Origin of the sequence: Roseateles sp. (assembly GCF_049240545.1) — a bacterium.
GTDB lineage: Bacteria > Pseudomonadota > Gammaproteobacteria > Burkholderiales > Burkholderiaceae_C > Paucibacter_A.
Map to the genome: position 1 here is coordinate 1 of NZ_JBMLSK010000335.1, position 26824 is coordinate 26824.

At 63.4% G+C, this 26824-nt stretch carries 21 protein-coding genes and 1 pseudogene; 12 read left to right on the forward strand and 10 right to left on the reverse strand.

The genetic code is table 11. The annotated features are described in order from the left end of the window. Positions 1 to 108: 108 nt before the first annotated feature. Positions 109 to 1170 (forward strand): hypothetical protein, encoded by a 1062-nt coding sequence (locus tag ACOVRJ_RS20935; protein ID WP_422045756.1) that lies wholly within the window; start codon positions 109 to 111, stop codon positions 1168 to 1170. Between the two features lie 35 nt (positions 1171 to 1205). Further along, on the forward strand, positions 1206 to 2819 hold the full coding sequence (locus tag ACOVRJ_RS20940; RefSeq protein ID WP_422045757.1) for an alpha/beta hydrolase: 1614 nt from the start codon (positions 1206 to 1208) through the stop codon (positions 2817 to 2819). A gap of 108 nt (positions 2820 to 2927) precedes the next feature. Here the strand turns inward: ACOVRJ_RS20940 and ACOVRJ_RS20945 are convergent, their stop codons facing one another. From ACOVRJ_RS20945 to ACOVRJ_RS20955, 3 genes and pseudogenes are all read right to left on the reverse strand, one after another. Then, positions 2928 to 3110 (reverse strand): hypothetical protein, encoded by a 183-nt coding sequence (locus ACOVRJ_RS20945; protein WP_422045758.1) that lies wholly within the window; start codon positions 3108 to 3110, stop codon positions 2928 to 2930. A 343-nt stretch (positions 3111 to 3453) separates the two neighbouring features. After that, a complete protein-coding gene (locus tag ACOVRJ_RS20950) occupies positions 3454 to 4008 on the reverse strand; it encodes a DUF7010 family protein (protein ID WP_422045759.1) in 555 nt (184 codons plus the stop codon). Between the two features lie 195 nt (positions 4009 to 4203). Beyond that, positions 4204 to 4311: pseudogene (locus tag ACOVRJ_RS20955) on the reverse strand (ATP-binding protein); the annotation flags it as partial. Positions 4312 to 4497: 186 nt separating this feature from the next. Between ACOVRJ_RS20955 and ACOVRJ_RS20960 the strand changes: the two are divergent. Then, positions 4498 to 4692 carry a hypothetical protein gene (locus tag ACOVRJ_RS20960; protein WP_422045760.1) on the forward strand — a complete coding sequence of 65 codons (195 nt, stop codon included), beginning with the start codon at positions 4498 to 4500 and terminating at the stop codon, positions 4690 to 4692. A 121-nt stretch (positions 4693 to 4813) separates the two neighbouring features. On the opposite strand, the gene ACOVRJ_RS20965 is transcribed toward ACOVRJ_RS20960, so the two are convergent. Both ACOVRJ_RS20965 and ACOVRJ_RS20970 read right to left on the reverse strand, forming a co-directional pair. Then, a complete protein-coding gene (locus ACOVRJ_RS20965) occupies positions 4814 to 6745 on the reverse strand; it encodes a bifunctional diguanylate cyclase/phosphodiesterase (RefSeq protein ID WP_422045761.1) in 1932 nt (643 codons plus the stop codon). Between the two features lie 40 nt (positions 6746 to 6785). After that, complete coding sequence (locus tag ACOVRJ_RS20970) at positions 6786 to 7490, reverse strand: transglutaminase-like cysteine peptidase (protein ID WP_422045762.1); 705 nt, start codon at positions 7488 to 7490, stop codon at positions 6786 to 6788. Between the two features lie 321 nt (positions 7491 to 7811). Here ACOVRJ_RS20970 and ACOVRJ_RS20975 point away from each other — a divergent pair, with 321 nt between their 5' ends. Continuing rightward, positions 7812 to 8675: an HDOD domain-containing protein gene (locus tag ACOVRJ_RS20975; RefSeq protein WP_422045763.1), complete on the forward strand. Its 864-nt coding sequence runs from the start codon at positions 7812 to 7814 to the stop codon at positions 8673 to 8675. A gap of 52 nt (positions 8676 to 8727) precedes the next feature. Here the strand turns inward: ACOVRJ_RS20975 and ACOVRJ_RS20980 are convergent, their stop codons facing one another. From ACOVRJ_RS20980 to ACOVRJ_RS21000, 5 genes are all read right to left on the reverse strand, one after another. Continuing rightward, positions 8728 to 9312 carry a nitroreductase family protein gene (locus ACOVRJ_RS20980; protein WP_422045764.1) on the reverse strand — a complete coding sequence of 195 codons (585 nt, stop codon included), beginning with the start codon at positions 9310 to 9312 and terminating at the stop codon, positions 8728 to 8730. A 54-nt stretch (positions 9313 to 9366) separates the two neighbouring features. Further along, positions 9367 to 9894, reverse strand: a complete 528-nt coding sequence (locus tag ACOVRJ_RS20985; RefSeq protein ID WP_422045765.1) for a GNAT family N-acetyltransferase — start codon at positions 9892 to 9894, stop codon at positions 9367 to 9369. A gap of 159 nt (positions 9895 to 10053) precedes the next feature. Continuing rightward, positions 10054 to 11892, reverse strand: coding sequence for a TRAP transporter large permease subunit (locus ACOVRJ_RS20990; protein ID WP_422045766.1), 1839 nt, complete (start codon positions 11890 to 11892; stop codon positions 10054 to 10056). Positions 11893 to 11894: 2 nt separating this feature from the next. Next, a complete protein-coding gene (gene dctP, locus ACOVRJ_RS20995; RefSeq protein WP_422045767.1) occupies positions 11895 to 12920 on the reverse strand; it encodes a TRAP transporter substrate-binding protein DctP in 1026 nt (341 codons plus the stop codon). A 74-nt stretch (positions 12921 to 12994) separates the two neighbouring features. Next, on the reverse strand, positions 12995 to 13936 hold the full coding sequence (locus ACOVRJ_RS21000) for a TRAP transporter TatT component family protein (protein ID WP_422045768.1): 942 nt from the start codon (positions 13934 to 13936) through the stop codon (positions 12995 to 12997). A gap of 150 nt (positions 13937 to 14086) precedes the next feature. On the opposite strand from ACOVRJ_RS21000, the gene ACOVRJ_RS21005 reads away from it, so the two are divergent. The 8 genes from ACOVRJ_RS21005 to ACOVRJ_RS21040 form a co-directional block, all read left to right on the forward strand. Further along, on the forward strand, positions 14087 to 14689 hold the full coding sequence (locus tag ACOVRJ_RS21005; protein WP_422045769.1) for a hypothetical protein: 603 nt from the start codon (positions 14087 to 14089) through the stop codon (positions 14687 to 14689). 272 nt (positions 14690 to 14961) lie between these two features. Beyond that, the gene (locus tag ACOVRJ_RS21010; protein WP_422045770.1) at positions 14962 to 16833 is read left to right on the forward strand and encodes a S8 family peptidase; all 1872 of its coding nucleotides are present in this window, start codon (positions 14962 to 14964) and stop codon (positions 16831 to 16833) included. A gap of 286 nt (positions 16834 to 17119) precedes the next feature. After that, on the forward strand, positions 17120 to 18271 hold the full coding sequence (locus tag ACOVRJ_RS21015; protein WP_422045771.1) for an HD-GYP domain-containing protein: 1152 nt from the start codon (positions 17120 to 17122) through the stop codon (positions 18269 to 18271). A gap of 202 nt (positions 18272 to 18473) precedes the next feature. Next, a complete protein-coding gene (locus tag ACOVRJ_RS21020; protein ID WP_422045772.1) occupies positions 18474 to 18956 on the forward strand; it encodes a DUF456 domain-containing protein in 483 nt (160 codons plus the stop codon). Between the two features lie 107 nt (positions 18957 to 19063). After that, entirely contained in the window at positions 19064 to 19906 is an 843-nt protein-coding gene (locus ACOVRJ_RS21025) for a mechanosensitive ion channel family protein (protein ID WP_422045773.1), read from the forward strand. Positions 19907 to 20033: 127 nt separating this feature from the next. Next, complete coding sequence (locus tag ACOVRJ_RS21030) at positions 20034 to 22766, forward strand: diguanylate cyclase domain-containing protein (RefSeq protein ID WP_422045774.1); 2733 nt, start codon at positions 20034 to 20036, stop codon at positions 22764 to 22766. Positions 22767 to 23137: 371 nt separating this feature from the next. Continuing rightward, complete coding sequence (locus ACOVRJ_RS21035) at positions 23138 to 24796, forward strand: S41 family peptidase (RefSeq protein ID WP_422045775.1); 1659 nt, start codon at positions 23138 to 23140, stop codon at positions 24794 to 24796. 119 nt (positions 24797 to 24915) lie between these two features. Beyond that, a partial coding sequence (locus ACOVRJ_RS21040) for an MORN repeat-containing protein (RefSeq protein ID WP_422045776.1) occupies positions 24916 to 26824 on the forward strand: 1909 nt, incomplete at its 3' end.

Here is a 26824-nt window from a genome sequence, read left to right on the forward strand (position 1 = left end):
CAATCGGCAATCAAACAACCTATCGCTGTGTCCGAAAAAACTTGACCAGCACACACATCCGCTGCTGTGCCCCCGCCACTCTGGCGCATCCGCCTGCAAGCGATTGCCTTGTTCGTGCTGGTCGCCGCGTTCGTCCTCGGGCTGCCCATCCTCCTGGGTTGGGGCTATGGCCTACTCACCCTGTTGGTGTTCGGCGCGGCGATACTCGCCGTCGCGAGCGCGTGGGTCATGCGACGACTTTCCCCCACCGCTGCAGGCCGACCGTTCGCGTTGGTCTGGTCGCGCAGCCTGATTGGCTGGACGCTGGTCCTCGGCGTCGTGGTGGCGGCGCCTTTTTACTATCTGATGGTCGTCACCGACACCCGGCCAGCAACAGTCCCGCAGGTGTCACTGACGAATGGCTCGAAACGCATCGTCTTCCAAGGCATGCAGCACATCGGGTCCGAGCGTTTCTACCAGGCCGTCATTTACGACGTGGAGAAGGCGTTGTCTGAGGGCTATATCAGCTACTACGAAGGCGTGCAGACCCCCACGCCGGAATCAAAGGCCTTCTTTGAAAAGCTGTCGCATGAACTCGTGGGCGGCAGCGACCTGAGCGGAACCTACAAGTCGATCGGTGAGGTCTGCGGGATGAAGTTCCAGCTCGACTACTTCGGCCTGCTGGAAGCCGACAAGGCCGAGCATCCGAAGCGCCACCTAGTGGCCGACGTCGATGCCATCGAGCTCAAGGCGGAGTACGACCGTCTGATGCGCGAGGATCCAGACTTCGCGAAGGCGCATGCCAACGACTTCCAGCCCAAGCCTGCCGCGAACGACAACGCGTTCATGTTGAAGGTGATGGAATGGTTGAAGAATGGGAGTGAGTCACAGAAGACACTCGGCGGCGTGACTTGCCGGGGGCTGTTCTCGCTCAACCAAGCCGCCGCAAGCACGACCCCGGGCCGGATGGAGCCAGTGATCCTGGACTTCCGCAACCGTGCCCTCGCGCAGCGCATCATGCAGTCGCCGGATGACAAGATCTTCATCACCTACGGAGCGGCGCACCTGCCCGGCCTGGTGGCTGAGTTGCGCAAGCTCGACCCGAAGTGGGCGGTCGGTTCGGTAAAGTGGCTGCGCACCATCGAGGCCCCCGAACACATCGAGGGGCAGCTGCGCGGCCTCGAAAACTGATCCCTGCGTATCGACACCATCCGGAGAATCCAACGATGACGACACCTTCAAGCCCAGCGTGCGGCCTGGCCCGCAGTCTCCTCGCCCCGAAGCCGGCACGCGCGCTGTTGCCTCGCTGCATGCTGCTGGGGATGGCGGTCGGGGCCATCCTGGCCGGCAGCCCTGCTGCCCATGCCGAGTCCTTCGCCCCTGCCAAGGCGGGTGCGGCATGGCAGTCCGTCGACTGCAAGACCTTCGACGTGCCGGCTGCCGTGGCGGCCCAGTCGGATTGCGGGTACGTCACGGTCCCGGAACAGCACGCATTGCCCAAGGGGCCCACCATCCAGCTCGCTGCCGTGCGCATCCGCAGCACCAGCAAGAGCCCTGCTGCCGACCCCTTGTTTGTCGAACAAGGCGGCCCGGGTGATTCCACCATCGGCGTGATCGTCGATTGGGCAGTGCCGACCCTGCCCGAACTGCAAGCCGTGCTGAGGAGCCGTGACCTCGTCTTCGTCGAGGAACGCGGCACACGGTATTCCAAACCTTTCTTGTCCTGCCCAGAGTACGACGCCAAGAACATCGCCGTCGCCAAGGGCGAGATGGCATACACCGACCCCAGCTGGTTCAAGACCTGCCAGGAGCGTTTCAAGGCGCAGGGCATCAACCTCAACGCCTTCAACACGCGCGAGAACGCGGCGGATGTCTATTTCGTCGCCGAGACCCTGGGCTACCGGGCGTTCAACTACTACGGGGTTTCTTACGGCACGCTGCTGGGGCAGTACGTCATCGCGCAGGCGGACAAGCACAAGGCGAAACTCCGCAGCGTGATCCTGGATGGCGTCGTCCGGCCAGACATCGACTTCAATCTGGCGGGGGGGCACTCAGTGAGCTTCGCCTTGCGCAACCTGTTTCACGCCTGCGCCCAGCATCAACGTTGCGGCAAGGCCTACCCCAACCTCGAGCGGAAGTTTCTGGCCATCGTCGATCAACTCAACCAGAAGCCGGTTCCCCTGACCCTGACCACGCGGGTGAGCAAGCAGGCGTTCGTGACCCAAGTCGACGGCAATGGCTTTGCCACTGCCGTCCTGTATGCGCTGCTCCGACCCTATTCCGGCAACACCGCCCGCGGCACGTCCATCCCCAAGTACATCCATGCCGCAAGCCAGGGGGACTTCGGCTGGGCGGCAGACTACCTGGCCTCGGATCTGGAAAGCAGTGACGGCAGCGCCAAGGGGATGTACCACAGCGTGCTCTGCGCTCGGGCCAAATCGGTGCTGGCGACGCCCAGCCAGGTGTTGCCGCCAGCCTTCCCGCAACTCATTGCCTGGGGCACCCGCGAAGCCGAAACGGTGGCGAACGTTTGCGCCGTCCTCCAAGCCGACTTGAAACCACCCTATGTCTACGAAAACACCGACATCCCCACGCTGGTGTTGAACGGCGCCTACGACCCGGTGACGCCCCAGCCTTACGGGCAAGCCGTGGCAGGGAACCTGAAAACTGCCTATGTCTATACCTTCCCCGGCTTGGGGCACGGGTCGTTCTTTCCGCCGCCGGGCATGCCGGCGACAGACTGCGTGATGCAGATCGCCACCGACTTTCTTGCCAAGCCCAGGCAAGCGCCCAACAGCAGTTGCCTCACGCAGGTCAAGCCGCTCTTCGTGGTGGAGTAGGCCTGAATGGGTCAGGCGGCGGTCAATGTCGCCTCGATCGTTGCCTGCGTCCCACCCGCGCTGCGGATCAGGACTGCGAGCAAAGCATTCGCCGCGCATGGCCGTTTTTCAGACGGCTGCAGCGTCATCTGCGGCCGACGTGCCGAACGCAGTCAGCGCACTTGGCAAGTGCACAAGATCCTTGGACCCGTCGAGCGAACCAGTCTGACTCGACAACTCCGTCCTGATCTGGTCGCAGGTCAGCGTGTGAGCCAGCATCTCGCGCGCAAGGTCGAATGCAGAAGATTGCATGGAGTGTCATGCCTACCTGAAGGCGGTCGGTGGTTGCCGACGGCTTGTGGCCGGTTGCGGAAGCACGTCAAGTCAGCGTGAAAGTCCGCAAAGGGCACATAGCGTCCCACCGCATTCAATTTCGCCCTTAATGTCAGCGCTGTTGCCGAGGACGTGACATTGAGCCACTTTGGGCGCCTGTGCCGACAATCGGGTGAGCCATGCAAATCAATCGCAAATGCGCAAGGCTTCGGATGCAGATATCGAAAAGACAGGCTCACTCAAACGTCGGCGCGGTGGCTCAATTCCGCGCCGGCGCCAACAATGGGCGGGGCGGTCAAGGTTTCGGGCATGGCGCATTTTCTCAGGCCACTTGCAGCCGCCCGGTTTGCCAGCGACGCTCCAAGCTGAAGATGCTGATGGCGTACAGGGCCAGAACAATCAAGGGCACCAACACCATGCCTTGGCTGGGCGCAAGGAGCCAGGCTAACAAGATGAGCACAGTACGGGCAATGGCATGGAAAGCGGCGACCCAGTGGCCGAGCAGCCACGCACAGGGCAGCCACATGAAACCGGTGAGCATGCCCACGGTGAAGACGGTGCTGCTGGGGTCTTTGATGGCAATGGGAATGGCGATGGCGTAAGCCAACAGGGCCTGCCCAACGCACAGCATGAACAGTGCATCAAAAGGGCTCTTGTTCTTCTTGGCCATGAAATCTTCGCCCGTGAGCTTGGAGAGGCCCATGCCCAGGTAGGCAATGCAACCCGTCAGAACAAAGATGGAGAGCAAGTGCCAGCGTGCGTCGAGCACTTGCCCGGCGACAAGAACGAGCAACCACGCGATGGAACCCGCCAAGGGCATGGCCAGAAAGCGGCGTTGGCGGTAGTTGGCAAGCTCTTGGGCAAGGGTGAGTGACATGGCGGCTCCTGAGGTGGGTAGAAGGTGGCGATGGGCTCAATGTAGGAATCGACTTGGGTGGGGAGAAGCAGGCCCCGACGCATCGACAAGCCGCGCGCTGAATCGACAGCCAGCCGGCGCGAGCGGCAAGCTCTGCAGCCCCCCTTTGGAAGCGGAGACACTCCGGCTCCCTTACGGATAGATGCTATGGATGCCTACGTCCACGCCCTGGCGCACCGCGCAGTGGCCCAGCGCCTGCGCCAGGTTGCTCTTGCCGGTGCCGCACGGCCCGACGATCAAGACCGGCGCCTTCTCGTTCAGGTATGGGCACGGAGTTGACCGCCGCCGACTCGTTCGCCGTTTTAGCCAGCAGGCCCTGATGCCATTTCGCAGCTTGTGAAAGCTGTCGTTGGATCAGCCGGCGCCTCATGCACTGATGGTCTCGCGTCGCAGATTTGCCGATCGGCAGCTTCGGGGGGTGGTGCAGACATTCGTCCAACGAAAAGCTCAATGACCGGTTTCGACCGCAGCGGTTGTTTGCTCGCCAAAATCAAGCGACCGCTACCAGCCTATTGCCGTAGCTCGGTCGATTTCGGCTTTGGGCACATTGCCGTCACAGCCCTTCAAAAAATCCAACTACTGCCCTTGGGGGCGAAACCGCTCATTGAGCTTGGGTCGCTGACCCGGTTTCCGCAGAATTTTTAAGGAAGTGCCAACAGTCAAATGGCCGTTGCACTGAGTCCGGGGCACGCAAATACTGCGGCAACGGCGACCCCAAGCCCCTGAACTGACTGGCCGACTCGAATACTGCCTTTAATGGCTCCGGTCAACCCTTGTGCTGCGCCGTAGCCCAAGGGCCGGTCACGCCGTCCAGCTCGCAATCCCACAAGGCTTGCACATCCATCTCATCGCGCAGGCCTTCGGCATAGACCTTCAGCGCCAAGCTGCGCAGCATCACCAACATGCCGCGCACAAAGGCGGCCCGGGCAGCGTCACCTGACACACCGGTCACCACGGCTGCGTCTAGCTTCACATAGTCCAGACCGGCTTGATAGAGCCGATCGACTTGCGCCAAGCCTGCGCCGGCATGCTCCAAGCCCAGCTTCACGCCCAAGGGGCGCAGCTGCCGCCCCATCTCAAACAAAAGGTCGAAATGCTGAATGGCGGCACTCTCGGCCAGTTCCAGCCCCAGCTTGCGGGCAGACTGCGGCGCGTGGAAAACCTGTTCGCGCAAACGCGCCACAAAGCTGCCATCCAGCAAGCTGGTCGGCGCGATATTGACGCAGCGCTGCTGGCCGTCTTTGCCAATCGACTCCAGCGCCAACGACACGGCCAGCAAGTCCACCTCGGCGGTCAGCCGGCTACGCACCGCCAGCGGCAGCCAACGGGTGGCGGACTCAAAAGACCCCTGCGGATCGAGTTTCAGTTGCAAAGGACACTCCCAGTGCAAGAGCTGGCCTTCGCGGTCCAACACCGGGAACTGCAAAAGCTGACCACGCCGGGCCTGCAAAGCCTCACTGATTTGCGCGCGCCAAGCACGCTCGCCCTGGGCCTTTTGCATCAGCCCACCCTCGGCCTGCGGGCCCGTCATCGCCTCCACCACAAAGCCGACCTGATTCTCTGCACGCGCCAGCGCGGCATCGGCCTCCCCAAACCAAACGCCGACCTGCGCTTCACGCGGCAAGTCCACGGCACCCAAGGCCACTTGAATGCCGGCGCCGAAGGCCGGCAGACTGGCACGCAGCGCCTCAGCCAGAGCCTGAGCGGTCTCGGCCGCCACATCGGGCGCGGGCAGCCACAAGGCGAAGTCAGCGCCATTCAAGCGCCCGGCCAAGCAGCCACGCACCCGCTCCGGATACACCATCACCGCCGCAGCCATGCTGACCAGAATTTGATCGACGGCAGGCCGACCGAGACGCTGATTCAGGCCGGCCAAATCGCGCAAGCGCAGCAGCACCAAGCCGGCTCGCGCCGGGCCTTCATCGCGGGTCAGGGCCGAGTCCAGCTCCGCCAAAAAGTGTTTGCGCGAACTCATGCCGGTCAAGGGGTCGCAGTGGGCCTGAACCCGCAAGACTTGCAACTGCTCGGCCTGAGCCTCGAACATGGTTTTGACACGCATGACCATGGCATTCATCGCCTGCGTCAGGCCTTTCAGCTCGGGCACGGTGGAGACTTCGATCAAGCCAAAACTGCCTTCCATGACCGAGCGGGCCTGCGCCACCGCGCTGTCCAGCGGCCGGCGAATCCGGTGCAAAGCCAGATAAGCCCCAAAGCCGGCCAACACGGCCACGCCACACAGCAGCAAGGTGGTACGCGTCAGGCTGCGCCACAACTCATCATGGGCATAGGACGAATGCGAGAGCACTTCTACCGAACCGATCGCATTCCAGCCATTCGACACCTGCGCCAGGCCAGGTTGAACGGCGATCGGGAGCAACTGAACAAACCAAGCCGGAGCCTGGCTGGGCTTGGCCGCCCCGCTGCGCTCGAACGCGACCTTGCCGTCGGCGCCGCGCCAGACCACGCTTTGGTAGTGCCCGGTATCGAACTGGGCCGACATCAACAACTGCATCAACTCCGCATCGCCCTGCTGCTGCGACATCGCCAGCGCCAGCGCCGCGGCGTTGTCGCTGTTCTTGATCTGCATTTGCGACTGAAGCAATTGCTGCATCGACAAGGTCGACACCGCCACGCTGCCGGCCAGCGCCAGCAGCACCGCGCCCACCACCAAGAGCCAAACCTGACGCATCAAGGACATGACAAAACCCAATCGACTGTATTCATGATCAAACGCTGACTCAAAAACCTTCGGCCCTGACCTTGGCCAGCAAGTCCCGCCACTGCGACAAGCGCGCCAGCGGGTCACCGGCCGACGTGGCCCCCACACCTTGCCACAGTCCTTCACTATTGAAACTGAAAACCGGCTGCAAATCCGGTCGCTGCGAGGCGGGCCGGACCACCCCGATCAGATTGTCCAGAATCAGCGGCTCTGCATTCGGCTCGGCATAGTAGGCCAGCACCATATGGGCCAGCGAACGCCCGCCCACCGTGGCGCGGACATAAACCATGCGCAGCTTGGCCACCGGCACACCGGCCGTGACCAAGCTAAGGTACTTGGCAATCGCATAGTCCTCGCAGTCGCCGCGCCCCTTGTCCAAAGCCTCCAAGGGACTGGCCCAATAGTCCACTTTGCCCCAGACCTCGATATCGTCTCGAAACTCGATGCGCCGATTCAGATAACTGTTCACCGTCGTCAGCTTGGTTTCTTCATCCTGGGCTGAGGCTCGCTCAATCATCTGCAGCAAGGCCTGGGCCTCACTCACCGTGCGTGCATTGAACTTGGCGGCGGCTTCCAGAAACCGCGTCTGGTCCAGTGCGCGCCCGGGCGCCGGCATCAGGCTCAGCAGCACACCTAGCAGCAAGGCGGCCAGCAGCCGCCTTGCTGCTAGGTGTGCTGCTGCCAAGGCTGCAAGAGATGTGACGTGGAGGTGGCCAGCAATCATGCGGGACAAAAAAGTGCGCCTGAAAGGCAAGCCAAGATGAGGGCCACTTTACAGGCTGAGCGCCGCGCGAATCGGCTCGACACGCGCTTTTTCTTCACCCACAGATCCTGCGCCGCGCCCATGTGCGCCCGCTTCCCTCCGGCCGCCAGGCCCGCACACTGGGCCGGACCGGGCATCAAGCGACTCCATCCGCATCAAGCTTGCCCAGCAGCGGCCGATAATGAGGATCAGCGCAGCGCCGGGTTTGCCCCCGCCCGCTTCTAGTTTTTGATGTCTTGGCCTGTGCAAGCCGAACCCCGGGCGCCACCGACCCCATTCCCCATGAGCATTCAGACCGTCCAACAAGAGATCGACCACTCCCGCAAAAGCGGTGCGCTCAAGCAAATCGTGATTCCGCCCTGCCCGGAGTTGCTGGCCCGCTTGCAGCAGGCCATGGCCTATGCCGAACCCGATTTGAATGAAGTGGCCCGTATTGCGGCCAGCGATGTGGCCATGTCCGCCACCTTGCTGCGCCTGGCCAACAGCCCCCTGCACCTGTCCGATGGCCAGCCTTGCACCACCGTGGGTCAGGCCATGACACGCATTGGCTTGCGTGAAACCGCGGCCGTGATGACCGGTTTTCTGTTGAAGAACTCGATTCCGGTCAACAGCCCCCATCTGGCGCGCTTTTGGGAGTGCTCGACCAAGCGGGCGATTGCCATGGCCTTTGTCGCCCGGCAGCTGCCCGGCCTTTCTCCGGATGTGGCCCACAGCTACGGTTTGTTTTGCCATGTCGGTATGCCGGTGCTGCTGCAATGCGTGCGGGGCTACGGCTCCACCATGGTGGAGGCGGCCGCACGGGTCGATCGCAGCTATATCGCGACCGAGAACGCCAACCACCGAACCGATCATGCCGTGGCCGGCGCCTTGCTGGCCCGAGCCTGGAATATGGCGCCTGAGTTGATGGCCGCCATTCGCCTGCACCATGACCTGGCTTCGCTCGGCCATGGTGGCATCGAGCCCGAGGTTCACACCCTGATCGCCGCCGGCTTGATCGCCGAGCATCTGATGCGCCAGCATGAAGGACTGCCCGATGACGCCGACTGGGGCGCGCATCGGCAGTCGGTGCTGGACTGGCTACAAATCAGCCAGGCCGACCTTGAACACTGGGACGACCAACTGCGCCCGCTATTGGACGAAAGCTGAGCCTTTTTTCCCTTGGCTTTCACGGCAGGCTTGGGCTGCCGGACTTGACCGCTTAGAAGCTGAACCGGCCTTCGGCCACGATCTCGGCCATGGGCTTGCGCAGACTCGGCGCTTCGCGTTCTTGCAAGGCCTGGGACAACTGGGCTTTGTCGCCTTGCTTGCCCAAGGCCACCACGGCCTCAATGGCATAGTCCGGCGGCACGGACAAAGCCTGCGCCAGCACCGATGCATCAAAGCCGCCCATGGCATGGGCCACCCAGCCGGCCTGATGCGCTTGCAAGGCCAAGCTCATCCAGGCCGAGCCGGTGTCAAAGCTGTGCGAGCCAAAGGGCTTGGGATCAAAACCCTCGCGGGCAGGCCAGTTCTTGGCCGAAATCACCGCCACCAGGGCCGAGGCCTTTTGCGCCCAGTCCTTGTTGAAGGGCACCAAGCTGCCAAAAATGGCGTCGAAACCCGGCGTGCCCGCCAGGCCGTAGACAAAACGCCAAGGCTGCACATTCGAGGACGAGGGCGCCCAGCGGGCCGCCTCGAAAAAACTCATCAAGGTGTCGATCGGCAAGGCTTCGCCGCTGAGTGCGCGCGGGCTCCAGCGCTCGGTGAACTGCGGGTGGATGGGGTAGTCGGCGTGACGAGTCATGATTGGGCTTTCGCTGCAGGGTAAGTAAGAAACTTGCTGAATCAGAGACGGGCCTCAAGCCTGACGGGCCAGCCAGTCCCGCTGAGTCATCTCGTAGACGGCCGTGTCCATGTCATACCAGCGCTCACGGCCTCGGTAGCTCATGCCCAGACGCTCCATCACCCGGGACGAGCCGGTATTGGCCGGATCACACACCGCCACCAGCAAGGGAGTCTTCAAGGTCTCGAAGGCAAAGCCGGCCATGCAGCGGGCCGCCTCGGAAGCAAAGCCCTGATGCCAGCGATCCTTACGCAAACGCCAGCCAATCTCCAAAGGATTGGCGGCATCCCGACCCAGATGCTGAATGCAGCCCGCCCCGATGATCTGGCCGTTCTCTTTGTCGATGAAGCTCCACCAGGAATAGCCGAAGTCGATCCAGCGCGCCTTGACGCGCTCAATCATCGACCGGGTGTCCTCGGGTGTATCGGGCTTGCCGGTGATGTAACGCATCACCTCCGGGTCGCTGTTGAGTGCGTAGAGCCCGTCGAAATGCACATCGGCACAGGGTTCAAGGCGCAGGCGCAGTGTCGTCAGAACAGTCATCAGGATCTCGGGACAGAGGCATGGAGGCACGCCGGGTGAGCCAAGTTTAGCGACCTATTGCCCCTCTCCGGCGATCTGGCCTGACGGGAGCCACCCAGGGCGCCCGCTTGCCTAAGCAAGTTCGGGCCCGCCGCCGAGACCCGCGTTTCCTCAAGCTACTCAGCGCGCCAACAGCGCCGGCAAGCCGGTCGACAGCAGCGGCACACAGGCAATCAGCAGCGTGCCCAGGAAAATGGCCAACAAGGCCGGTAGCACCGAGGACGCCACATAACGCAAAGACTTGCCGAACATCGCGGAGGCGAAGTAGATGTTCATGCCCGCGGGCGGACACAAAAATCCCACCTCCATGGCGGCCAGAAAAATAATGCCGAAGTGCAGCGGCTCGATGCCGTAGCTGAGCGCAACCGGCAGCAGCAAAGGCACCAGCACCACCAGCGCCGCATAAATCTCCATCAAGGCGGCGGCGGCAAACAAGAACAGGCAAAGCGCCAGCAAGAAGGCGTACTTATTGGGGATCCAATGCTGGGCGGCCTCCACCGCCGCATCCGGAATGCCCGCATCCACCAAGAAGTTGGTCAGCGCCAGCGCCATGCCCAGGATCAACATCACCCCGCCGATGATTTGCGCGCATTCACTCAGGCAGCGCCCGAGCAAACGCCAACTCAGCTCGCGATGCGCAAAGGCCTGAGTGCAAAGCGCATAAGCAGCCGTCAACGCCGCGCTTTCGGTCGGCGTCGCCAAACCGCTGACCAAGGCGCCAATCGCCACCAGCGGCGCCGCCATCTCCCATTTGGCGCGCCAGGCGCTGGCGCCCAGCTTGCGCCAACAAAAGCTCCCGGCGCCCGCCGCTGCGGGTGTGCTGCCCTGGGTCCGCCAGAAGCCGCCAACGAACAACAAGCTGGCCACCATCACCAAAGCCGGGATCAAGCCGGCCAGAAACATGTCCTTGATCGGCACCCGCGCGATCACCGCATACATGATCAGCGGCACCGAGGGCGCCAGCAGCACCCCCAGCGCACTGGCACTGGTGACCAGGCCGATGCCGCGCTGCTCCGGATAACCCGCTTTGCGCAGCAAGGGCAGCAGCAGCCCGCCCAGGGCCAGAATGGTCACGCCACTGCCGCCGGTGAAGGCGGTGAAGGCGGAGCAAAGAACAGCCGCCGCCAACACCGTGCCATGGACGCCGGAGCCGAACAAGGCCAAGAACAGATCGCCCAATCGCTGGGCCGCACCCGTGCGGGCAAAGATCAAGCCCGCCAAGGTGAACAAGGGCAAGGCCGGCAGCGAGGGGTTGACGGTGATCTGGTAGTGCGACAGCGGCACCGAGGCCAGCGGCAAAGCGTCATGCCAGAACAGCAGCAAGGCCAAGCCGCCCAAGACCGCAAAAATCGGTGCCCCGCAAAACAGCAAGGCCAGCAGGCCCAGCACACCGGGCCACAGCAAAGGTCCCGGTTGACCGTCCAGCCAGCCGGCCAAGGCCCAACCCAGCGCCGGCAGCAAGACCGCCCAGAGCAGCCGCCAAGCCCCGGCTTCAGCGCAGCGAGAAGCCAGTTTGGCGCCGATCAACACAAAGCCCAGCGGCATGCAGGCCTGCACCCACCACACCGGGATCCCATAGGCCAGCGACTGCGAAGCCGCCATTTCACTGCGGACAAAATACCAACTGGCTTGTGCCAAGGCACCGCAAATCAGCGCCGCCCCGCCTTTGGCGCAGGCCTGCATCAGCGTTTGAATCGGTGTGCTGCCGGCCAGCCCGGGATTGGCCGTGCCCAAGGTGGTCAGATGGCCATGCCGCTCGGCCGCCAAGGCACCAAACATCGCCATCACCAAGCCCAGGTGCTGCACCAAGACCGAAGCGTTCTCAACCCCTTGACCCAAGAGCGGCCGCATGGCGATTTCCACCATGGGGATCAGCATCATCAAGGCCAGGGCCAGCGAGGCCAAGCCCTCATCAAAACGCATCCAACCGCGCCAACCGGGCGCATTCAAGGCCGTCAAGATCAACGTCCCTTGGCCGCGCCGGCGCGGTAGGCCCGCAGATGCATAAAGACCTCATCAAAGGTCTCGGCCGGCACCATGCTGCCGCGAATGCGCGGATAGAGCTGCTCGGCCAAGGCGTTCCATTGCGCCATCTGAGCCGCGTTCGGTTTGTTGACGGTCAGGCCGCGCTTCTTCATCGCATCCACCGCCTCGTCCACCTCTTGACGAGCTTTGGCACGCATCTGCACGCCCACTTTGTCGCCACTGCTGCGCAAGGCCGTTTGCGCCGCCGGGCTCATCGCATCCCATGCCTTTTGGGTCACCACCAAGGCGCCCACAATCGGCGCCCAGTTGATTTCCAACATATTCGAGGCCGTGCCGTAGACCTGACTGGCCAGCGCAAAGTAAGGCGTCGACGGCACGACGTTGATCATGCCGGTTTGCATCGAGGGCAGGATGTCGGCCGTCTCCAGCGGCACCGGGGTGTAGCCCAGGCTCTTCATGATGGCCTGCTGCTCGGGTTCGGAACCCCAGGCAAAGAACTTCATGCGCTTGAAGTCATCCGGTGCAAAGGCCGGGTCTTTGGAGAAAAAGCGCACCCAGCCCGCATCGCCCCAACCGATGACGACGAAGCCGCGCTCCAAAAAGCGCTTTTCCATCGCCGGGCGCATTTTTTCGCGCACATAGTCCACCTCCTCCCAGCTCCTGAACAAGAGCGGCAGGTTTTGCAAGGCGGCGATGCTGGGCTCAATCTCGCGCAGCCCGACCACCGACATCAGCGCCCCCTGCAACTGCCCGATGCGCATACGACGTGCGATCTCGGCCTCGCCACCCTGGCTGCCATCGGTGAAGACCACGAAACGCCCGCCCGGCTGAGCGGCCCGCCAGGCTTCACCCAACTCCAGCAACTGCTGGTGGTACAGCGAGTTCTTGGGAACCACCGTGCCCAAACGCAGTTGCACCGTCTGCGCCTGGGCAGCAGCCGGCAGCAGTGACGCCAAGCTCAACAAAGCCGAAGCGAGAAGATGGCGACGAATGGTTTTCATGGGCATGAGGCCAGCTGTAGCGGCCTGATTTGAAAATTGAACGAAACAAAGAGCGGCAGGATTGCCGCAGCAACTCAGAACAAGTCCTCGACACTGTCGAGCAGCCATTGCGCGCGGACCTGCATGACTTGATTGGCCAGATCGGGTCGACTACGGCTGACGGCCAAAGCCTCATGCAGCCAGGCCTCGAACCTAACGCGGTCCCCGGCAGGCAAGGCCAAGGCCTCGGCTCGCGCCACCCAGATGCCGGCATTGCGCTTGCCACCGACCTGAATGGCACGCTCAAACAAGGCCTCAGCCTCGGCGCGCGAGCCTCCCGGCCGCGCGGCCTCCAAGGTGCCTCGGAGCGAGCTCAAGCTCCCCTCGGCGAAATCGGGCTGCCGCTGCCAGGCCAGTTGGGCCAAGGCCACCACCTGCGGCAAATCGGCCACTTTGTCTGGCTGATCTTTGGACAAGGCAATGTGCGCGCCCCAAGACGCCGCCGCCCAGTAAGCCAGACCCAACTCGTCCGGCGCCAGATTCAGTACGCCCTGAGCCGTCAAGGGCGTCGTCACAGGCCCAGCGGGCGCCGCAGCCGCCAAAGCGGAAGCAAAGCCTGGGTGCCGCAACTCCAAGGCCTGCATCGCGTGCTGACGCGCCCGCCAGTAAAGGCGAGCCGCCCGCTCTCTTTGGCGCTGCGCCGCACGCGCATCGCGGTTGGCCAACTCGTCCGCGGATTGCGCCACAAAGGCATAGGCGTATTGCGTGAATCCGGCCGCCACCGATTCGGCCAAGCCGAGGTGCTCAGGCGTCTGCTTCAGCACCGCTTCAGACAGCTTCAGGTGATAGGCGCTGGCCTCACGCGCCAGTTGCAAATCGTCTTCCGCGCTGCCCTGCTCCTGGTTGGACAAGCCATCGGCCACCCCCTTGAGCAAGAGCATGCGCGGCGAACAGGCCGACAACAGCAAGGCCGCAAGCAACAAGAACGCAGGACGCATCCAGGCTTGGAACAGCGGGGTCGAACGAGGGATGGCCATGATGCAGGGAGAAAGAAGAGGGGCAGACGACTCAGATCCAGCACAGCACAAAGAAGGCGAGTCTGCGACGCTTGTGTTTCAGTCTAGTGACCGAATTTGAAGCGCCAGTGACAGCGGCCAGGCCTGCTTCATTGCAGCGACAATGACTTCATGTCCTCCGGCTCGCCGCCCCGTCTCACACCGTTCATCCCGTCTTTCGAGCTCAGTTTGGCGCTGTTGATGGCGGCCCTGCTCGGGCTGCTGGGTTTCAAACTTTTCGGCCCCAGTGGCGAATTGGTGACGGTGGAGCGCAAGACCTGGCGCTTGGAGATTGACGTCGAACGTCGGCTTGAGGAGCTGAGCTCAGGCTGGTGCGAGGAGATGCCCGCAGACGCGGTGGAGCTTTCGCGCCGGCTGTTGCCGGACCCGAAACGCCCCGAACAGAGCGACAGGCCGCACTGCCGATACCGCGCACCCGCCTGGCGCACCTCGTGGCGAGCGCTGAACCAAGGCGCCCTCCCCCAAACGCCGCAATGGCCGCAACCCCCGCTGCGGGTGGACGCCGTCGGCTGGACCTCCACGCAAGTGCCCTTAGGCGTCGAGCGACTCGGCCAACGCTTTGAAACCTACGAGCTCGAACTGGCCCACAGCGATGGCCAGACCTGGACCTGCCGAGTGCCACGACCGCGCTGGGATGCCCTCCCGCAAGGCCTGCGTTTTCGACTGCCGGTGGATCGCTTCGGCGTGGCCAACTGTGCAGGCCTGGTCCGCTGAGTCCACCAACACAGGGCTTGGCCTTCGAGGCCTGGAAAGCCTCGGGTTATCCCATCCTGAGGTAACCCCTAGCTCGTGCGCATTGCGCCCAATTCACTCCTAAACTCCGCGCACTTTCAAGGGCTCAGCGCCCCCAGCGCCGAGACTTGAGAGTTCATCCCACCCGCGGGCCGTACCTCGAAGCGGGTGACTCCTGTGCCCCATACCTGGGGCTGATGCAAGCGGGTCTGTGCAAACTCGACGGCACACACCCATGAGTTTGGAGATTGAATATGCGCCCAGAATTTCAACGCAACAAGCAAGCCGGCCGTCCCACTGGACGGGCTCGATTTGCCCTCCGATTGCTGGCCTTGGCCGTTTGCTCGGCCGGCATGAGCGTCGCCCAGGCCGGCATCTCGGTCGCGGAAGCCGATCAGCTTCAGGGCCGGCTCCTGAATGGAGCTCAGCCCAGCACCGACCGTCTCATCATCAAGTACCGCGACGGCAGCGTCAGCGTCCAACAAGGCAGCCAGCAAGTCCTGCAGTCTCGCGCCATTGGCGCCGAGATGATGCAAGAGCGCATGGGGCGCTTGGAGCAGCGGGCGGCCCGAAATGGCTTGCAGCTGAAGCTGCTGCGCCAGACCGGTGTCGGCGCCCACGTGATGAAGCTGGACCGTCACCTGCCCGTGGCACAGCTGGAGCAGTTGGCCGCACAGATGAAGGCCGAGGACAGCAATATCGAGTACGCCGAGCCGGACCGCAAGATGTACGCCCTGCTGACGCCGAATGACAGCATGTACAACCAGCAGTGGGATCTGTTCGAGGCCACAGGCGGCATCCGCGCACCCGCCGCCTGGGACCTGGCCACCGGCAGCGGGGTGGTGGTGGCCGTGCTGGACACCGGCATCCGCCCTCACGCTGATCTGAGCGGCCAAACCGTGGCCGGCTACGACATGATCAATGACGTCGCCACGGCCAACGACGGCAATGCACGCGACGCCGACCCCAGCGACCCGGGCGACTGGAGCACCGCCTCGCAATGCGCCCCGGGTGAGCCGGCCCGCAGCTCCAGCTGGCACGGCACCCATGTGGCCGGCACCATCGCCGCCAAGACCAACAACGGCAGCGGCATCGCCGGCATCGCCTACAACGCCAAAATCCAGGCAGTCCGAGTGCTGGGTCGCTGCGGCGGCTACACCTCAGACATTGCGGACGGCATCACCTGGGCATCGGGAGGCTCGGTGCCTGGCCTACCTGCCAACGCCACCCCGGCCAAAGTGCTCAATTTGTCGCTGGGCGGAGGCGGGGCTTGCGACTCGACCAGCCAGGCTGCGATCAACGGCGCGCGCGCACGCGGCTCGGTGATCGTGGTGGCGGCCGGTAACTCCAACGCCAACGCAGCCAACTTCAATCCGGCCAGTTGCAGCGGTGTGGTCACCGTGGCGGCGACCGACCGCTACGGCGCACGGGCCCCCTACTCCAACTTCGGCAGCGTGGTCAGCCTGGCCGCACCCGGCGGCAACACCGCCGGCAGCAGCAGCAATGGCATCCTGTCCACACTCAACGCAGGCAGCCAAGGGCCGGGGGCAGACAACTACAGCTTCTACCAAGGCACCTCGATGGCCGCACCTCATGTGGCCGGCGTGGCGGCCCTGATGTTCAGCGTCAAGCCAAACGCCACACCGGACCAAATTGCCAACGCCTTGAAGAGCAGCGCACGCGCCTTCCCCGGAACTTGCAGCCAATGCGGCACCGGCTTGCTGGACGCGCAAGCCGCGGTCGTCGCCATCGGCGGCGGCACTACAGTGCCCACGGTTGACGAGGTCGAGCCCAATAACAGCATGGCTCAGGCCAATGTGGTGAGCGCACCGCGCACCGTTCGGGCGGTGCTGGGCAACAGCAGTGACACCGACTACTTCCGCATCAGCCTGCCTGCAGGCCGCACCTTGACGGTCAATCTGCCAATGCCCAATGCCAGCACCGACTATGACCTGACGCTGCGCAACAGCGCCGGCACCTCGCTGGCCGTGAGCGAAAAGGACCGGGGCCTGACCGACAGCATCAGCTATCGCAACACAGGCACAACGGCGCAGACGCTGTTCGTGCAGGTGCGCTTCTACGCTGGCAGCAGCAACCTGGTGTATTCACTCGGCCTGAGCTGGTAACACGCAGCCGGGACACAGCGAGAAACAGCGAGTCCCGTCGCAGCGAATGAAGAGCCGCCGGCCCGCAAGGGCTGAGCGGCTTTTTTCGCCCATGCAGCACCCACGCGTTTCGCGTGGGGGCAAGACTGCAACAGACTCAGGCAACACGGCGGCCGGCACACGCGGACGATCCAGCAGATCAATGCTCCAATAGCCCCACAAGTCTTGGATGAATGTGTCGAACATGGGGCGTCAGAAGCTCTCCTCCAAGGGGAGACTTGGCGCCTGATTCAAACGGCTGCAGCGCATGCAATTGTTGAAGTTGGTCGCGGAGCAAATTCAGATCGGGGCGCACCTGCCCTTTCATGTGCGCAACTCCGAGGGCGGCTTGCTGCTGGCGCGTGGCCAGATGGTCCTGAGCGCCACGCAGCTGAGCGCCTTGCTGGAACGCGGCATGTATGCCGACCAGGAAGAGCTGCTGGCCCTCGAAGCCGGGCACACACCGCCGGCCGAGCCCCCGCCGCTGACCACCCGCTGGTCCCAAGCAGTGTGGTCGCTGGACACCTTGTTGAAGAAACTGGCCGAGGGCGAGCACTTCATCGGCAGCTGCGAGGAAGTGAGCAGCGAAGTCATCGCGCTCGCGAGCGAGGACGGCGATCTGGCGCTCTATCAAGCGGTGCGCCAAGAGCAACAACAGCTGCGCCTCTACGGTGTCAGCCATTCTTTGCATGTGGCCACGCTGTGCTGGATGGTCGCCCGGCGGCTGGCCTGGTCGGAGGAGCGCCAACGCATTGCCGTCAAAGCCGCCCTGACCATGAATGCCAGCATCATCGAACTGCAGGGCGCTTTTGCCGTCAGCGGCCTGCGCCCCGGCGCCGCCCAGCGCGAACAGCTGCGGGATCACCCCGAGGAAGCCGTCAAACGCCTGCGCCGGGCTGGCATCCAGGATGAAGAATGGCTGATGGCCGTGGCCCAACATCATGAGCAAGTGGGCGGCAAAGGCTATCCCAGAGGCGTGAGCGAGGTCGAAGAAATGGCGCAACTGCTCCGGCTGGTCGATGTGTTCCTGGCCAAAATCAGCCCGCGCATCAACCGTCCGGCGCTGGAGATCAAAACCGCCGCGAGGCAGGTCTACGAGCAAGGCCCCGGTGATCCGATGGTGGCCAGCCTGATCAAGGAATTCGGCATGTATCCGCCGGGCGAATTGGTGCGCCTGGCCAATGGTGATCTGGCCGTGGTGGTGCGCCGCGGCGCCAGTCTGACCAGCCCTATCGTGATGGCCTTGGCCGACGGCATGGGGCGCCTCAAGCCCAACTTCATCAGCTACGACACGGCCAAGCCCGAATACAAAGTCGTCGGCGTGGAAGCCGACAAACGCCGCTTGATCGGCGTGCCCAGCGAGCGCTTCTATGGGCTGTATGGCCTGCATGGGCGAGATCATTTGAATCCAACGCATTGAGGCCCTGACGCCCGGACCAGCGCGTCATGCCACGGAGTCCATCGTGCGTGCGCCGTACTCGCGCTTGCATACGACAACCCAAGCAGCAAGCAGTCGTTTTGGGAGCATTCTTAAGAGTCCAAGGCCAGGCTTCGGCCTTGAAGTCCAGTGTTACAGCATCACCTGCGGAGCATGCGAAAGTGTTGGGACTTGAAAGCTGTTCATGGATGTGACTCTGTTGTGGGTGTTAAGTGCGGCCTTGATCCTCTTGGGGCTGGCCGGCACGGTGCTGCCGGTGCTGCCGGGCACGGTGCTGATCTGGGCCGGCATTGTGCTGGGCGCTTGGATTGATGACTTCAGCAAAGTGAGCGTCGCCACCGTGGTGTTCATCAGCGTCGTGGGCCTGGTGGCCTGGGGCCTGGACTATGCGGCGGGCCTGCTCGGGGCGAAAAAAGCGGGGGCCAGCAAACAGGCGCTGCTGGGCGCTGCGCTCGGCACGGTGCTGGGGCTTTTCATGGGCCTGGTGGGTGTGCTGTTCATGCCCTTGGTCGGCGCGGCCATCGGCGAGTATTTGGCACGCAAAGACCAAAGCCGCGCCGTCAAGGTTGGCCTCTCCACCTGGCTGGGCATCATGCTGGGCTTGCTGGCGAAAGTGGTGCTGGCCTTCGTGATGGTGGGCGTGTTTGTCGCCACCTTGCTGATTTAAGGGCCAAAAATCAAGGCCCAGAAACAAGGCCTCCCAAGCCGGGTCGTGCCGGGGCTCGGCGACACTTGGGCCAGCGCCACAAGCCTCGACCTCACTGAAATCAGCCTATGTCCATTTTTGAACGCCTCGCCACCTGGATTCCTGGCCATTGGGAAAAGGTCATCCTGACCGCCTTGCTGGTCGGCATGGCCTTGCTGGCGTCCCACCTGTGGGCGCGCTACCTCTCGACCGGCGAGATGTCGGCGGAGAAGCGCCGCATACATCTGGTTTGGGCGCGCAACATCATCTGGTTGGTTGCCTTGCTGATCATCGTCTCGGTGTGGGCGTCGACGATTGCGGGCTTCGCTTTGTCGCTGGCGGCGGTCGCGGGTGCCTTGCTGATCGTCAGCAAAGAGTTGGTGATGTGCGTGCACGGCTATCTCTACGTCAGCCTGGTGCAGCCCTACAAGATTGGTGACGTGATCGAGTTCAATCAACTGCGCGGTCGGGTGGTGGACATCGATATGTTTGCCACCACCCTGGTGGAGCTGGACAAGGCCGGACAACGGACCGGCAAAGTGGCCGAATTCCCCAATGGTCTGCTGCTGACGCACCCGCTGGTCAACGCATCGCCCAATGGCGCCTATGAGTTGCACGCGATACAGATCCCCATCCCTGAGCGCATGGCGCATGATCTGGACCGCATTGAAACCGCCGCCTGGGCCGCCGCCGATCACGCCACCGCCGCTTGGCAAGACGAAGCCAAGGCCCATTTCCGCAAGCTGTCTGAAGAGAACTTCATCGAACTGCCTTCGGGCAAGACCAAAGTGTCTTGGGACTTCTCGAACGCCGAGCATCTGGTGCTCGTGATTCGGGTCGCCTGCCCCATCGGACAGCGCGCCAAGGTAGAGCAGGCCGTGTTCCGCGACACCTGGCGTGCGCTCTCGCCTGACCCCACAGCATCAGCTTGAACTCGGCACCCTCGACCTCCACCCACCTAGCCCAACTTCTTCTCGCATTGCACGGGAAGCAGGGCTTTTTTCGAGGTGCTGAAAGACACCCATCCGATATGCTGACTTGGTGGAGAAGAAAGCTGCGATGGATCTGTTTTTAACCGACGAAGAATTCGCCAAACTTGAAGCATCCGTGGCGAGCGCTGGCCCACGCGCCAGCATGGCCGACCGTGTTGCATTGGCCTGGCATTTACGGGAACGCGACAGCCGCCGGGCCCGCAAACTGGCGACACAGGCCTTGGCTGAGCTGAATGCCACCGATGGGGCTCCTACCGCTCCGCTCCGCCTGCGCTTGGAACTATTGCTGGCGGAGTGTCATTGGCTGTTTGCCGAGCTGGACGTGGCCGAAGCGCAGACCCGGGCCGTCATCCGGGCCGCGATGGCGCTGCCTGACATCTTGATCCTGGCCGACGCCCACCTGCTGCTGGCCCATATCGCCGGTGACCGCGGTGACCTTGCCGGACGCTGCGCCCAGCTGGACGCGAGCGCCGCCATGGCGTCGGGCAGCGACGACGACTTCCGCATGGAGTTTGCCCAGCTTTGCATTGCCCAGGCTGCACTGCGCCAAGACAGTGCCAGCGCCTCGGCCCAATGGGGCGCCCATGTGCGCGAGGTCTTGGCCAGGCCGGCGCATCCGGCCCTGCACTTGATGGCGAATGAGTTTTTGACCTTTGAAGCGCTGCAAGCCTCCGACTTTGCGACCGTCTTTCGGGTCTGCAGCCATACGGTCAGCGCGCTCAAGGGAGCCGGTTTGGTACGTCAGGTGACGCTGTCAACGACCTCCTTGGGCGTTGCCTTCGCCAACCTGAATGACAACGTTCAAGCCTTGGAATGGATGGAGCGCAGCCTTGACTTGGCGCGCCCGACCGGCTGGCCCCTGCCTTTGGGCAATGCCTTGCTGCAAGTCGGCAGCGTTCAATGTGCGCTCGGCCGCTTTGAAATCGCCGAACGGTCGATGAGCGAAGGCTTGGCTTTGCTGGCGCCGCTGCAGAATTCGCGCACCTATTCGCTGGGCCTGCTGTACATGGCCGAGTTGAATCGCGACCTGAACCTGCCCGAGGCTGCACTGAGCGCCGCGCTGAAGCTCGAAGCACCCTCCGCCACGCCCCGCCCCTTGGATTTGCGGCTCAACGCAATGGGAGTGGCGGCGCTGTCCCTGTCCAAGCTGGGCCGCGCCGAGGAGGCCTTAAGCACCGCTGAGCGCGCGCGTCGCCTGGCGCTGACGGCCAACCTCCCCTTGCATCTGTCGGATGTCTGCCGCACCCTGGCGACCATTCACAGCGAGCACAGCCTGCCCGCCCCCGCAGAGATGCAGGTCGCCAGCGCCAGCCTGCATTTTTTGCTGCAGTCACTGGCGGCCTTTCCGCCAGCACAGCAGCAAAACGGCGCGCCGCCCAGAGTCTACGACGCGATTGCGGCCGAATATGCGCGGCTGGGCGAGCACGCACAAGCCTATGCATACAGCCAAAGAGCACGCGCCGCCAGCGACGCGGTGCATGGCCAAGACGTCAGCAAACGCTTGATCTTGCTCGAGACCAAGTTTCACGCCGAGCGGACCGAGTTGCTGAGCCAGACCAGCTCGACGCTGGAACGCCTGAGCCTGATCGGCCAGGAAATCACCGCTCATCTGGACAAATCGGCGGTCTATGAGACGCTCAACCGCAATGTGAACGGCTTGTTGTCGGCCCACCATTTCAGCGTTTATTTGCTCGACCCGGCCGGTGAGAATCTGGACTTGGCCTATGGCACGGAAGACGGGCAGCAAATGGCGAGCTTTTCCATTCCGATGGATCACCCGAGCGCCAACAGCGTGCGTTGCGCGATCCAACGGCACGAGATCTTTCTTGAGATCGACCAGCAGGGCAAGAACAACCCGATCCCCGGCACGCAGCAGACGCTCAGCGCGATGTTCATGCCCTTGGTCGTCGGTGATCAACTGCTGGGTGTGATGTCGATTCAATCAAGGCAGGCCCAGGCCTATGCCGACCGGGAACGGTTGATCTTTCGCAGCCTGGCCGCTTACGGTGCGATCGCGCTGGATAACGCTCAAAACTATCGACGCTTGGAGGCCACCTTGGTGAGCCTTCACCAGGCGCAGGCGGAGGTCTTGGACAAAAACCAAGAGCTGGAGCGCGCCTACCAGTCGCTCAAGGACATCAGCCTGACCGACCCCCTCACCGGCCTGCGCAACCGTCGCTTTCTCGAACAGAACCTCAGCGCCGAAGTCAGCCAATGCCTGCGCCAGTATGAAGATTGGCGGCGCCACCCTGAGCAGGCGGCACCGGAAGACGCTGACCTGATTTTTATGCTGGTCGACATCGACCATTTCAAACGCGTCAATGACGACTGGGGCCATCCCGCTGGCGACGCGATCTTGGTGCAAATGCGTGCACGGCTCCAGCAGGCCTGCCGAGAGTCCGACTATCTGGTGCGCTGGGGCGGCGAGGAATTCTTGGTGGTGGCACGGGCGACCACCGCAACAGCAGCGCCTGAGTTTGCCGAGCGCATCCGGGCAGCGGTGGCCGAACGGCCGTTTGACATCGAAGCCGCCGCGCCCTTGGCGCTGACCTGCTCGGTCGGCTATGCGACCCTGCCCTTCGTCGTCAGCCAACCCGAGCGCTTGGACTGGCAGCAAGTGGTGGGCTTGGCCGACCAGGCCCTCTACATGGCCAAGCGCAGTGGCCGCAACACCTGGGTGGGCTTGAGTGCCACGGCGCAAACCCCGGCGCTGGGCGATATCAGTGAGCTGTTGATTTCACCGCAGGCCAGTGCCAAGGCTGGATGGCTGCGGATTGAGTCGCTGCGAGCGCTCGCCTGAGGCGAACGCTGAGGTCGTAGCGCTCGGTGGCGACGACCTCGGACAAGGGGTCGATGCCGACGATCCATTTGGCATCGCTGCGGGCGTGGCCGGCATGGTGTTCATGATGCCGAAGCCGACCACAGGCGGCCTCCAGCAAAAAGCACCCAAACGCAATAGACAAAAAGACCCGTATCGTTACAGGTTCAGGTCTGCGGCTCAGCGCAACAGCGCTTAGCTCTTCATTGGCGGAAAGTCCGTGCAATACCCGCGCACCCCAGCCGCCGCGATCCAAACCCATCGCGGCTACGGCGATGTCAGCAATTTCCCAGGCACTCGCTGCCCAAACGGTTCGACATAATCTGCGACACTCGCTTCAAGCCGCCGATCTCATGCCCATCTCCTTCAAGTCCTCTCTGCTGGCCCTGTCCCTGAGCCTATTGCTCACGCCCGCTTGGTCAAACGCCACACGGCTGGAACAAGCGGAGCAGCGGCTGCAAGCCGGTCAGGCGGCGCAAGCCCAGGCCCTGGTGGAGCAGGCGGTTCAGGACCAGGGCCTGCAGACCGAGTCAGCTTGGCTACTGTTGCGGGCCCAGGTGGCCCAGGGACAGATCGATGCCGCCTTTGCGACGATCACCAAGCTCACCCAGCGTCAGCAGTGGTTGCCCGCCGAATGGCTGGAGGGCGAGCCTGCCCTGGCTGCGATGCGCAACGATGCCCGCTGGCCGGCCGTGCTGGCCCAGGCCCAGGCCAGAGATAGCCAGCAGCAGCGGCTCTATGGCGCTGCCGCGTTGGAAACCCCCTACCGCGAGACTCTGCCCCTGAACGAACGCCTGGCCGGCGTGTCCCGCCTCTGGAGTGAGGCCAAGTACAACTTTGCCAACTTCGACCTGGTGCCCCAGCTGGACTGGGACGCTGTCTACCTGCGCACGCTGGAGCGGGTGAAACACACGCCTCGCACGCTGGACTATTACCGCGAGCTGCAGCGCATGATCGCCCAGTTGCAGGACGGCCACAGCAATGTGTACCCAGCCGAGGCGCTCTTCGACCGTATGTGGGCGCGGCCCGCGCTGCGCACCGCACGCATCGAGGGGCGGGTGCTGATCACCGAAGTGCTGGACCCACAGCTGAGCCGCCAGGGACTGGCCCCGGGCCAGGAGATCCTGCGCATCGACCGGCAAGCGGTCGATGCGCATGTGCGTGCGCGGGTGCTGCCCTTCCTGGCTGCGTCCACCCCCCAAGACCGCGAGGCGCGCGCCTACGGGGCGGAACTGCTGGCGGGCGATGTACGTCAGAAGGTGGCGCTGCAGCTGCGCGTTAGGGATGGTGCAGCGGAAGCAGTGGTAAAGACCGTGACGATCCCGCGACTGGGCGTGGAGCAGGTCTTCCCGCTGATGCAGCGCGAGCCCTTTGCCTGGCGCATGCTGCCCGGGCAAGTAGCCCTGGTCACGCTCAATGGCTTTGACGATGACACCGCCGCGGACGCCTATCTCCAGGCTTTCGACGCCATCGCCCAGGCGCGCGCCATTGTTTTCGATCTTCGTCACAACGGCGGGGGCAATAGCGGGGTCGGCTACCGCATCCTGGCCACGCTCACCAGCCAGCCTCTGCCCACCTCTAAGTGGTGGACACGAGGCCATGTCTCGGCCTGGCGGGCCTGGGGCCGACCCATGCCCGTCGAGGGCGGCTCTCATGGAGAGATCCAGCCCGATGCCCAGCGGCACTTCTCCGGCCCCGTGGCCGTGTTGACCAGCGCCGGCACCTATTCGGCCGCCGAGGACTTCGTGGCCGCCTTCAAGGCCTTGCGTCGCGGCCCGGTGGTGGGTACGGCCACCGGCGGCAGCACCGGCCAACCCCTGTTCTTCAAGCTTCCCGGCGGCGGCCAGGCTCGCATCTGCGCCAAGCGCGACCTGCTGGCCGACGGCACCGAGTTCGTCGGCAAAGGCATTGCCGTCGACGTACCCGTGGCGGCCTCGGTAGCGGCTTGGCGCGCCGGCCGCGACGAGGTGCTCGAAGCGGCGCTGACCCAGTTGGGGGAACGCGCCCGCTGATCGTTCCCCCCCCTGACGGCCTTCTCGCACTGATATCAGCGCCAAAAACTGCCGCAAACTCGCGTTTGAAACAGCAAGATCCTTTGCCACGAAACCGAGCCAATTTCTAAAATCTTGGGATGACTCATCCCGACATGCCCCGACTCCAGTCGCTTTGCCCGAGCAATGCGCAGCTGCCCCGCCACCAATCGGCCATAGCCGCCGCGGTCTTGTGCTTGCTGATTGCCAGCATCCCCGCACCATCCTGGGCGGCAGACCGATGGATCAGCCAAGACAAAGCTCGCGGAACCGGCGTCTTCAAGTGGGACGATGGCGCGGTTTACGAGGGCGAGGTTGCCCACAATCAAAGGCATGGCCGCGGCACCATCGTGTGGGCGGACGGTGTGCGGTTAGAGGGCGTGTTCTCAAAGAACGAGCCGGTTTCTGGACGCCTTTTTTTGCCCAATGGCGAAGTCTATGAAGGCGGGCTGCGCGGCTACTCCCGCCATGGTCGGGGCAACCTGCAATGGCCGGATGGCCGCCGCTTCGAGGGCGAGTTCATCGGCGACAAGCCGGCCTTTGGCCTGTTGACGAAGGCAGACGGTCAACGCATTGAGGTCGATGAACGCGCCGAACTGCAACGCTTCAGTGGCAGCGCGACCATCGTCGACCAGAGCGGCATACGCTACGAAGGCCAACTGGCCCATGGCGTGCGACAAGGCCGAGGGGTCATGCTTTGGCCCAATGGACAGCGCTATGAAGGCGAGTGGAGCCAGGGTCAGTATCAAGGCGCCGGGACCATGACCATGAAGAATGGCCAGCGCTACGAGGGGCAATGGGTCAAGGGCCTGAAGCAAGGTCCTGGGGTCATGAGTTGGCCCGACGGAGAGCGCTATGAGGGAGACTGGCGCCAGGACGTTCTTTCCGGCCCTTGCCAATTGCGTTTCAAGAACGGCAGCAGCTACGTAGGGGAATGCCTCGATACCAAGGCGAACGGAGAGGGCTCCATGACTTGGCCCAACGGTGATCGATTCGTTGGGAAGTTTGAAAAAAATTACATGTTGTTGGGCCAATTCACCAATGCCAAGGGCTCGGTGTTTGAACTCGACCAGCGGGCGAAAGTGCAGCGCTTGACCGGGCGTCACACCACGGTCAACAGTGCCGGTGCACGCTACGAGGGCGATTTTGTCGAGGGCCAGATGCACGGCCAAGGCCTCATGTCGTGGCCGAGTGGTGATCGCTACTCGGGCGATTTTGTCGACGGTAAACGGCACGGCCGCGGGCTCTGGACATGGCCGAATGGTGCGCACTACTCGGGCGAGTTCGCCAACGACCTTTCCCATGGGCAAGGCGAGTGGGTGGGTGCCGACGGGACCCGCTACAGCGGGGGCTTCGAGCGTGACAAAAGGTCTGGCCGCGGACGCATTGAATACCCGAGCGGACAACGCTACGAAGGCGAATGGCGAGAGGGCGTGAAGTCTGGGCAAGGTGTGCACACCTGGCCCGATGGTGCGCGGTATGAGGGGCAGTGGCAGGCCAATGCCCGCCAGGGGCACGGCAGCATGGTCTATGCCAGCAAACAACGCTACGACGGCGAATGGTTGGCCGACAAAAAACATGGACGAGGCACCTACGTCTGGCCGAGCGGCGAGCGTTACGTCGGTGACTTCCGTGCCGACAAGATGGACGGTCAAGGTGAAATGACCTGGCCCGATGGCGACCGATTTGCAGGCTTGTTTGTTGAAGGCAAGCGCCAAGGCAAGACCAAGTTCGACACCGAGCGCCAGCAAAAGCGGGAAGCCCAAGCCAAATCGCAAGTCGATACCAGCCAGGTCTTGGTGGGCCTGTTCGGTGCGGCCTTGATGGGCTCGGCTTCAGGCATCAGTGGCAGCGAAAAAGCTCGCATGATTTCTGGCTTTGTTTCCGACGTGGCGCGTGACAGCGGCGGCAGCGGCCTGCGTGCGGCTTCTACAGGGATTCAAGCCGAACGTGCGCAAGCTCAAGCTCAAGCTCAAGCTCAAGCTCAAGCTCAAGCTCAAGCTCAAGCTC

Bases quoted from the DNA above. Each gene is read 5' to 3' on its own strand.
- ACOVRJ_RS20940 (WP_422045757.1), top strand. From the start codon at position 1,206: ATGACGACACCTTCAAGCCCAGCGTGCGGCCTGGCCCGCAGTCTCCTC.
- ACOVRJ_RS20945 (WP_422045758.1), bottom strand. From the start codon at position 3,110: ATGCAATCTTCTGCATTCGACCTTGCGCGCGAGATGCTGGCTCACACG.
- ACOVRJ_RS20950 (WP_422045759.1), bottom strand. From the start codon at position 4,008: ATGTCACTCACCCTTGCCCAAGAGCTTGCCAACTACCGCCAACGCCGC.
- ACOVRJ_RS20960 (WP_422045760.1), top strand. From the start codon at position 4,498: ATGACCGGTTTCGACCGCAGCGGTTGTTTGCTCGCCAAAATCAAGCGA.
- ACOVRJ_RS20965 (WP_422045761.1), bottom strand. From the start codon at position 6,745: ATGTCCTTGATGCGTCAGGTTTGGCTCTTGGTGGTGGGCGCGGTGCTG.
- ACOVRJ_RS20970 (WP_422045762.1), bottom strand. From the start codon at position 7,490: ATGATTGCTGGCCACCTCCACGTCACATCTCTTGCAGCCTTGGCAGCA.
- ACOVRJ_RS20975 (WP_422045763.1), top strand. From the start codon at position 7,812: ATGAGCATTCAGACCGTCCAACAAGAGATCGACCACTCCCGCAAAAGC.
- ACOVRJ_RS20980 (WP_422045764.1), bottom strand. From the start codon at position 9,312: ATGACTCGTCACGCCGACTACCCCATCCACCCGCAGTTCACCGAGCGC.
- ACOVRJ_RS20985 (WP_422045765.1), bottom strand. From the start codon at position 9,894: ATGACTGTTCTGACGACACTGCGCCTGCGCCTTGAACCCTGTGCCGAT.
- dctP (WP_422045767.1), bottom strand. From the start codon at position 12,920: ATGAAAACCATTCGTCGCCATCTTCTCGCTTCGGCTTTGTTGAGCTTG.
- ACOVRJ_RS21000 (WP_422045768.1), bottom strand. From the start codon at position 13,936: ATGGCCATCCCTCGTTCGACCCCGCTGTTCCAAGCCTGGATGCGTCCT.
- ACOVRJ_RS21005 (WP_422045769.1), top strand. From the start codon at position 14,087: ATGTCCTCCGGCTCGCCGCCCCGTCTCACACCGTTCATCCCGTCTTTC.
- ACOVRJ_RS21010 (WP_422045770.1), top strand. From the start codon at position 14,962: ATGCGCCCAGAATTTCAACGCAACAAGCAAGCCGGCCGTCCCACTGGA.
- ACOVRJ_RS21015 (WP_422045771.1), top strand. From the start codon at position 17,120: ATGCAATTGTTGAAGTTGGTCGCGGAGCAAATTCAGATCGGGGCGCAC.
- ACOVRJ_RS21020 (WP_422045772.1), top strand. From the start codon at position 18,474: ATGGATGTGACTCTGTTGTGGGTGTTAAGTGCGGCCTTGATCCTCTTG.
- ACOVRJ_RS21025 (WP_422045773.1), top strand. From the start codon at position 19,064: ATGTCCATTTTTGAACGCCTCGCCACCTGGATTCCTGGCCATTGGGAA.
- ACOVRJ_RS21030 (WP_422045774.1), top strand. From the start codon at position 20,034: ATGGATCTGTTTTTAACCGACGAAGAATTCGCCAAACTTGAAGCATCC.
- ACOVRJ_RS21035 (WP_422045775.1), top strand. From the start codon at position 23,138: ATGCCCATCTCCTTCAAGTCCTCTCTGCTGGCCCTGTCCCTGAGCCTA.